This window comes from Paenibacillus sp. P4_A7, assembly GCF_056402455.1.
In genome coordinates, this window is sequence record NZ_JBFUHJ010000268.1 from 1 (window position 1) to 7,531 (window position 7,531).

At 43.8% G+C, this 7,531-nt stretch carries 7 protein-coding genes and 1 riboswitch; of the genes, 5 read left to right on the forward strand and 2 right to left on the reverse strand.

Translation table 11 applies throughout. From position 1 onward, the window contains the following. On the reverse strand, positions 1 to 368 hold a 368-nt coding region (locus AC1DWN_RS23170), incomplete at its 3' end, for a GNAT family N-acetyltransferase (RefSeq protein ID WP_477561263.1). Positions 369 to 702: 334 nt separating this feature from the next. On the opposite strand from AC1DWN_RS23170, the gene AC1DWN_RS23175 reads away from it, so the two are divergent. Together AC1DWN_RS23175 and AC1DWN_RS23180 are read left to right on the forward strand one after the other, a co-directional pair. Further along, positions 703 to 2,445, forward strand: coding sequence for an ABC transporter ATP-binding protein (locus AC1DWN_RS23175; RefSeq protein ID WP_477561264.1), 1,743 nt, complete (start codon positions 703 to 705; stop codon positions 2,443 to 2,445). 12 nt (positions 2,446 to 2,457) lie between these two features. Beyond that, positions 2,458 to 4,227 (forward strand): ABC transporter ATP-binding protein, encoded by a 1,770-nt coding sequence (locus AC1DWN_RS23180; protein WP_477561265.1) that lies wholly within the window; start codon positions 2,458 to 2,460, stop codon positions 4,225 to 4,227. Between the two features lie 160 nt (positions 4,228 to 4,387). Here AC1DWN_RS23180 and AC1DWN_RS23185 read toward each other — a convergent pair whose 3' ends face one another. Further along, on the reverse strand, positions 4,388 to 5,233 hold the full coding sequence (locus AC1DWN_RS23185) for a bifunctional 5,10-methylenetetrahydrofolate dehydrogenase/5,10-methenyltetrahydrofolate cyclohydrolase (RefSeq protein ID WP_477561266.1): 846 nt from the start codon (positions 5,231 to 5,233) through the stop codon (positions 4,388 to 4,390). Positions 5,234 to 5,295: 62 nt separating this feature from the next. Then, a riboswitch (ZMP/ZTP riboswitch) is annotated at positions 5,296 to 5,374 on the reverse strand. Positions 5,375 to 6,191: 817 nt separating this feature from the next. On the opposite strand from AC1DWN_RS23185, the gene AC1DWN_RS23190 reads away from it, so the two are divergent. Genes AC1DWN_RS23190 through AC1DWN_RS23200 form a run of 3 tightly spaced genes read left to right on the forward strand, consistent with a single transcriptional unit; the run spans position 6,192 to position 7,340 of the window. Next, positions 6,192 to 6,779, forward strand: coding sequence for an ABC transporter ATP-binding protein (locus AC1DWN_RS23190; RefSeq protein ID WP_477561269.1), 588 nt, complete (start codon positions 6,192 to 6,194; stop codon positions 6,777 to 6,779). Between the two features lie 21 nt (positions 6,780 to 6,800). Continuing rightward, a complete protein-coding gene (locus AC1DWN_RS23195) occupies positions 6,801 to 7,016 on the forward strand; it encodes a hypothetical protein (RefSeq protein WP_477561267.1) in 216 nt (71 codons plus the stop codon). Between the two features lie 45 nt (positions 7,017 to 7,061). Further along, entirely contained in the window at positions 7,062 to 7,340 is a 279-nt protein-coding gene (locus AC1DWN_RS23200; RefSeq protein WP_477561268.1) for a hypothetical protein, read from the forward strand. Positions 7,341 to 7,531: the final 191 nt, after the last annotated feature.

Here is a 7,531-nt window from a genome sequence, read left to right on the forward strand (position 1 = left end):
GTAGTCGCTCCAAGACTGGTTCCCCAGCTAATAATCTCAGAAAGCAGCAGCTGGCCAACTCCTTGATTGCGGTGCCCCTCAGCTACGACAAGTGTATTGTTGAGATAACCATGTTCTGTCCAAGGCGCCCGCCAAGACCAAAGGTATCCAACGATCTCATCCTGCTCCGTCACGGCTACCCGCCTGAGACGGTCGTATCCTGCGAGCCGTCCGTTATCATCCAAGTAAGTATGGCCAACTTCGTACAATTTGGCATCGTCTTCCTCGAGTCGTTCTGCTGTATATGGCTCCGACCAGTATGTGTTCAACAGCTTTGCTAAATCAGCATAATCATCCGGCAGCCGTAAAGGCCTCAATGAAATGGACATGCAAGCACCTCTTTCTCCATAACCAATAGTTTATTCATGTTATTCGTCTCCTTTATTATGACGGGAGACACGAAACAATTGATATGGAATGAATGGATATAGACGAACTTTACTGGGCTACTCATTTTAGATTCAAATCACTGACCTTACTCGTGTAGTCTGTGAGACAGTAATATTAATTATAGTTTTTCATTACGTAGACGCGGATCGGTAGAAAATGTAAAATGGGGAATGTGTGTATATTGGGGAGTCTGCGTATTCGTGTACGTGTACATGTAACTGCACATGTAACTGTATATGTAATTGTACAAAGTGATGGGAAGAGGGGAATGTCATGTCTTTTATCAAACGATTGAGTTGGTTCTTCAAAGATAGATGGAAAAGTTATGCGTTAGCTATTAGTTTAATGACGATTGTCAGTCTCCTTTCGACGATACCTCCTAGATTAATTGGTATTACGGTAGACCAAATCGGTAATAAAGAACTGACCTCCTCAGGTTTAACGCAGACTGTGCTATTGCTGATTGGTCTTGCTTTACTTCTTTATGTATTCACTTATATATGGATTACTACGCTATTTGGAAATTCGGCGCTTATAGAGAAGATATTGAGAGGGAAGCTGCTTACCCATTTGACGAAAATGACGCCGGCATTTTTCCAACGGAATAGTACGGGGCAATTGATGGCGCTAGCTACCAATGACGTTCTTGCGATTGGTCAAACAGCAGGCTACGGTGTTATGACGCTTGTTAATACGCTCGTTGGCGCTTCGGTTGTTATAGTGATGATGGTTTCCTTAGTCAGCTACAAATTAATGCTCGCTGCACTCATACCTCTCCCATTACTTGCGGTTGTCATTAGCCGTTTAGGCGAAAAAGTAAGATATCGCTTTTTGGATGCTCAAGCCTCTTTTGGCCAAATGAACGAGCATGCTCTAGAGTCTATCTCTGGCATTCGCGTAATACGTTCTTACGTGCAGGAGGATCATGATCTGTTAGCGTTTGACAAGGTAACCTCTAATGTCATGAACAAGAACAAGCGAGTATCTATTTTAAATGCAATGTTTCAGCCGATCATTTCGTTAATCGTCGGCGTGAGCTATACGATTGGACTAGGATATGGCGCGTATCTCGTTTTTGAAGGGGATATATCGCTGGGTCAGCTCATTTCTTTTAATATGTATTTGGGAATGTTGATCTGGCCTATGATCTCCTTTGGCGAATTTATTAATGTGCTGCAGCGCGGGAGTGCTTCGGCTGACCGTCTGGATAAGGCGTTAGCTCAGAATCCAGATGTACAGGACGAGGCGAAGCCCACTCAGGTGGATATCCCAACCCGAATCGAAATGCGGCAGTTGACCTTCACTTATCCGACTGCGACACAGCCTAGTCTTGCAGACGTATCTTTTAGTTTAGAACGAGGTCAGACGCTAGGGATTGTTGGAAAAACAGGTAGCGGAAAGAGCACGCTGCTCAAGCAGCTGCTGCGCCAATATCCTCTTGAAAATGGGAAGCTATTGCTAGCTGGTGTTGCCGCAGAGCATATTGCCATCGATCAAATGAAGCGTTGGATGGCTTATGTCCCGCAAGAGCATTTGCTGCTTTCCAAGTCGATTCGAGACAATATTGCGCTGGGCAAGCCGGATGCGACTGTTCTGGAAATAGCTAGAGCGATCGAAATGGCCTCTTTTACCGCGGATATTGAAGCAATGCCAGAGGGACTTGAAACGGTTGTCGGCGAAAATGGCGTTATGCTATCGGGCGGGCAGAAGCAGCGTCTGGCGATTGCTAGAGCATTACTCATTGATTCTGAAATACTGCTGCTTGATGATTCACTCTCAGCTGTTGATGCAAGGACGGAAAGCCGTATTCTTCATCATATTCGTTTGGAGCGTGAAGGGAAAACTACCTTAATTACGACTCATCGGCTTTCAGCTGTCAGTCATGCAGATTGGATTCTTGTATTAAATAATGGACGGATTATAGAAGAGGGGACACACACCGAGCTTATGCTGTTTGGTGGCTGGTACAAAGAGCAGTGGGAACGTCAGCAAATGGAAGCGAGTCTAGAAGAGTGAGGAGGTAGAAGAATGCCCAAGCAATCAACGGCAAGAAGATTATTCGCTTATGCTCTCGTATACAAATTCCGAATAATCGGTGCGCTGCTTATTCTATGCACGGCAGTAGGAGCAGAACTGGCTGGACCTTTTATTATCAAAACCATAATAGATTCGCACTTATATAAAAATACTGGAGACCTCACAGCGGTATTATGGCTACTTGGTTTATATATGGGGCTGCTAGTTGTAGCGAGCATCTGTAATTTTACGCAATCCTATTTATTGCAATCAACAGCTTTGCAAATTATTAAAAACATGCGTATGGATCTGATGAAGCATATTCAACGTATACCGTTGCGTTATTTTGATAATACGCCAATCGGTCAAATTGTATCGAGAATTGCCAATGATACGGAAGCTGTGCGTGATTTATTTATGAGCTTTATGGCGACCTTTGTAGTTAGCTTCGTGCAGCTCCTTGGTATTTTCATCGCCTTATTTATTTTGGATATGCGTCTGGCTCTGTTCTGCTTATTGCTGCCGCCGCTTTTCGCAGTGATTATGGTCATTCATCTGAAATATTCGAAGAAGTATATTACGATTATGCGCGCTCGACTGAGTGATATGAATGCGATGATTAATGAATCGATAGTCGTCATGCCAATCATTCAAGCGTTCCGCAGAGAGAAAGTGACGCGGAAAGAGTTTGAAGTACTTAATGAGGATAGATATATTAATCAGATCAAACAATTTAGAGTTTTTTCCTTGTCCTCTCGTAATATCGTTGGAACGATTGGCAGTCTGGTTACGGCAATGGTCATTTGGTATTTTGGTGGACAATCGTTGCAAGGTGTCATTGAATTAGGTGTTTTTTATGCTTTTATTGAGTACTTAGGCCGTATCTTTCAACCGATCATCGGCATTTTTGATCAGCTGACGAATGCGCAGAGAGCATTTGTTTCTGCTGAGAAGGTATTTGCGATATTGGATATAGACGGTGCGGAGGTTGAGAAGGTCGATCAAGTAAAGCGGCCGGATGGGGCCGTGAAGTTTGATAACGTCAATTTTGCGTATAAAAAAGGTGAAAATGTGCTGAAAGGGATCTCGTTCGAGGCTCGCAAAGGGGAGACGGTTGCGTTAGTCGGGCATACCGGTTCTGGTAAAAGCTCAATTATGAACCTGCTGCTAGGCTTTTATGAACCCGACGATGGCAAGATCACAATTGATGACCGTGACATTACTACCTACTCCAAACAAGCGCTTCGCAAACATATGGGTATCGTTCTTCAAGATCCCTATTTGTTTGCTGGTAATATAAGCTTTAATGTGAGCTTGTACAATAAGGACATATCACTTGAGCGTGTGAAGAGTGTACTTCGTGACGTAGGCGCAGCAGAATTCATCGAACAGCTGCCTGGCGGCTACGAGGAGCCGGTCGTAGAACGTGGAAGCACTCTATCCTCTGGTCAAAGGCAGCTCATTTCATTTGCTAGGGCGCTTGCTTTCGACCCATCTATTCTGATTCTAGATGAGGCGACAGCGAGCATCGACAGTGAGACGGAAGGCTTAATTCAGAAGGCGCTGCAAGTTGTTAGCGAAGGCCGTACGACTTTAATTATCGCGCATCGCTTGTCTACAATACGCAGTGCTGACCAAATACTTGTCCTCCATCGCGGTGAAATAGTGGAACGAGGGAATCACGACACGCTGATGGCGCTTGAAGGTCGGTACTTCAAAATGTATCAGCTGCAAAAAGGGGAGAAGGCTTCTTCGGCGGTTGAGCCGATAATTGCGAAATGAGGGCATAAGGTGCACAAGTCCCCTGAATTCGGCGGGTAGGTGCACAAGTGCCTCTGAATTCGGAGGATTAGCCGGAATTCGGCTGGTCTGCCCCATAATCTCCTTAAATCAAAAAAAGTCGTTCAGGGTTTTTGACCTGAACGACTTTTCTTTGTCCCTCTTAAACGAGTAACGACTTTTCTGCTGCATCGACCGTGTGCTTGAGCAGCAAGGCGATGGTTACGGGGCCGACACCGGCAGGTACAGGTGTGATGGCGCTAGCTTGCTTGAGGCATGCTTCGTAATCAACGTCACCCACATTCCCTACATTGTACCCAGCATCCAGCACGACAGCACCAGGCTTGATCCAACTGCCTTGAATGAACTTCGGCTTGCCGACTGCAGCAACAACGATATCAGCGAGTCGAACGATTTCAGCTAACTTTTCTGTTTTGGAATGGCAGGTTGTTACGGTTGCATTTCGATTCAATAGCATGAGTGATACTGGTTTTCCGAGAATAGGACTGCGGCCAACGACGACAGCATGCTTACCTTCTGTAGGAATGTGATAGTAATCTAGAATAGTCACAATAGCAGCCGGGGTACAAGATGGATAGCTGGCGAATCCAAATGCATTTTGAGCGAAGCCTAAAGTAGTGACGCCATCGACATCCTTTTCGATACGAATCGCATCAAATGCCGCCCGTTCATCAATTTGATGTGGGACAGGGTGCTGCAAGAGGATACCGTGGACGAGTGGATCATCGTTAAGCTGGTGAATAACAGCAACTAAGTCATCCGTTGAAATGTGTTTATCCAATACAATTCGTTTTGATTCAATGCCAAGCCGTTTGCAAGCATTTCCCTTCATACGGACATAGGTTTCAGAAGCCGGATCATTACCTACTAGAATAGTAGCCAAGCAAGGGATCGTACCTTTTTCGACTAAAGCCTCGACTCTTGGTATAAGCTCCTCTTTAATGGAAGCAGCAACACGCGCACCGTCTAAAATAAGTTTTTCTGTCATTTTCTAACCCAGCTCCCTCGAATGTTGTTGGAAAACATAAAAAGGCAAGGGGAATGTCCCCTTACCTTTGCCCAGGCGTACGGCTGAATATCTGCGCGCTCCCTCATGGTTACCCATGTTCCGCCAGTGACGCACAGTCTTGTATTTAGTAAATATATGGTATCAGTTTTAGCGCTAAAAAACAATTAACATGTTATAATTGCACTAACAAGGGGGCGCCTGARGGGCTACCCTCTCCTTTTTTTTTGATTGTAAAAAAAGTATAAGGCCCACCTTATACTCGGCTTACATTTCACCGCGAAATGAGCTTGTGCCTCCAAAAACCACACAAGCCGTTTACACTTGTGGAATTAGATTTCATCCATTACTAGTTAATAGAGAGCAAGCCTGTTGATTAACCTAATACTGGAAACCAATAACAAGTATTAAGGAGCTCAAAAACGGTTTGTATAAATATAGGAGAGTATAAGTYTCACGCTTATGCTCTGCCTAATTTCGCCGTGAACGAGCTTATGCCGCCAGAAAAAGGCCCAGCCATTTATGCTTGTGTCGCATAGTTTCAAATTCTGAAACTAAATGAGGCTGCAATAGGGTAAACGACGATTTAGTGTCAACGGATGAACGTAATTGCTGGTTGAGCACGATCTATGCCCTCTTTTTGATAGATTAGTTGCATATTCTGAAATTACACCATCGCTATTTCCATAAGGATACTCATTAGTTTCACATTGTGACACTAATTGAATAGGGCCTCCAAGCTGCCAATGATTAATCACATGCAAAGCAATATCCTATCGACAAATAGATAGTTGTAACCAATCGTTCTATTTACTCACCGAGTAACCATTTCTGCTTCCAGATACCTTATATTGGTTAATCAACAGGCGTGAGTAGAGAGGTGTTTATTTGTTCAAGCTTACTAGATTATTGAAGAAGTATTGGTTCCATCATTAATCTAATTGGACGTTTCTTTGAAATCAATAAAGGCCAAATCCTTATTGATGATGAGGATATTAGCCAGATCGATAAAAATAGTCTTCGTCGTCAGATGGGCATTGCGCTGCAGGACGCTCATCTGTTCGCAGGCACAATTAGAGACAATATCCGATATGGGAAGCTCGAGGCTTCTGATGACGAGGTCGAGGCGGCTGCCATTCAAGTGAATGCGCATGCTTTTATATCCAAGCTGCCGAAGGGCTATAACACAACGCTAACTGCAGAGGGCGGAAATGTCAGTCATGGACAAAGGCAGCTCATTACGATTGCACGTGCTATCCTTTCAGATCCTACTTTGCTAATATTGGATGAGGCGACAAGCAGCGTCGATACGCTTGCCGAAATTCAAATCCAAGAAGCTATGAAAAAGCTGCTTAATGGCCGAACTAGTTTTGTTATCGCCCATCGTTTAAGTACGATTCGGAATGCGGATACGATTCTTGTCGTTCAAACAGGTGAAATAGTAGAACAAGGCAATCATGATCGGCTTCTAGCGAGCAGAGGATTGTACTATCAACTGCATGGGAATCAATTTTTGCAGGAAGCTTAAGCGCGAAGGAGGAGAGAGGAAATGCGTTTTAATTTTAGTTCCGGATTATATACCATCCTTGCTTTTCTAATTGTGCTTGGTGTATTAGCTTTAATTACCGTTTCCATCATTACCCTCGTTAAAAAAGCAAAGGATTCAAAGCCTTCGCAGTTGACAAGCTCAGAAATCCATGATGAGCTGGCACAATTACATGCGCGTGTACACGGGATGGAGAAGCTGCTGCGCGAAGTGGAGTAGAGTTGTGGTACAATGGGATCACTTACAATTAGGAGATGACTAACGATGACTGAACAATTGAATGAGCAAGAGCTTGTGGCATACATAGCAAGCGAAACGAAAGCAGACGAAAAGCTGATTAAGCTAGTATTAAAGCATGAACAAACCTTTATTGGTAACGCGAAGGAAGACAAAAACGGCGAGGTAGATATTGATGGCGATGAGCTGGTTGATTATGTACTAAGCCGTCCTGACGTGAAATCCAATGAGCTGATCGTAGAGTCTATTTTGGACGCAGAAATGGATTACTTGATGGAAAAAGGATTAGCCGGCTACGTCGACTAATACCTATAAAAAGAAAAGACACATGCCTCGGGAAACGGGGTATGTGTCTTTTTTTGGTTGGAGTTACCCTAACAAATGTAGGTGTATCTTCCTTCGATATTCTAAACAATAATAATGAATACAGTATGATTTGTAGTCCTCTAAAATTTAATGTACATGGGTTATTAATATTTAATCGTTTTCATTATCAT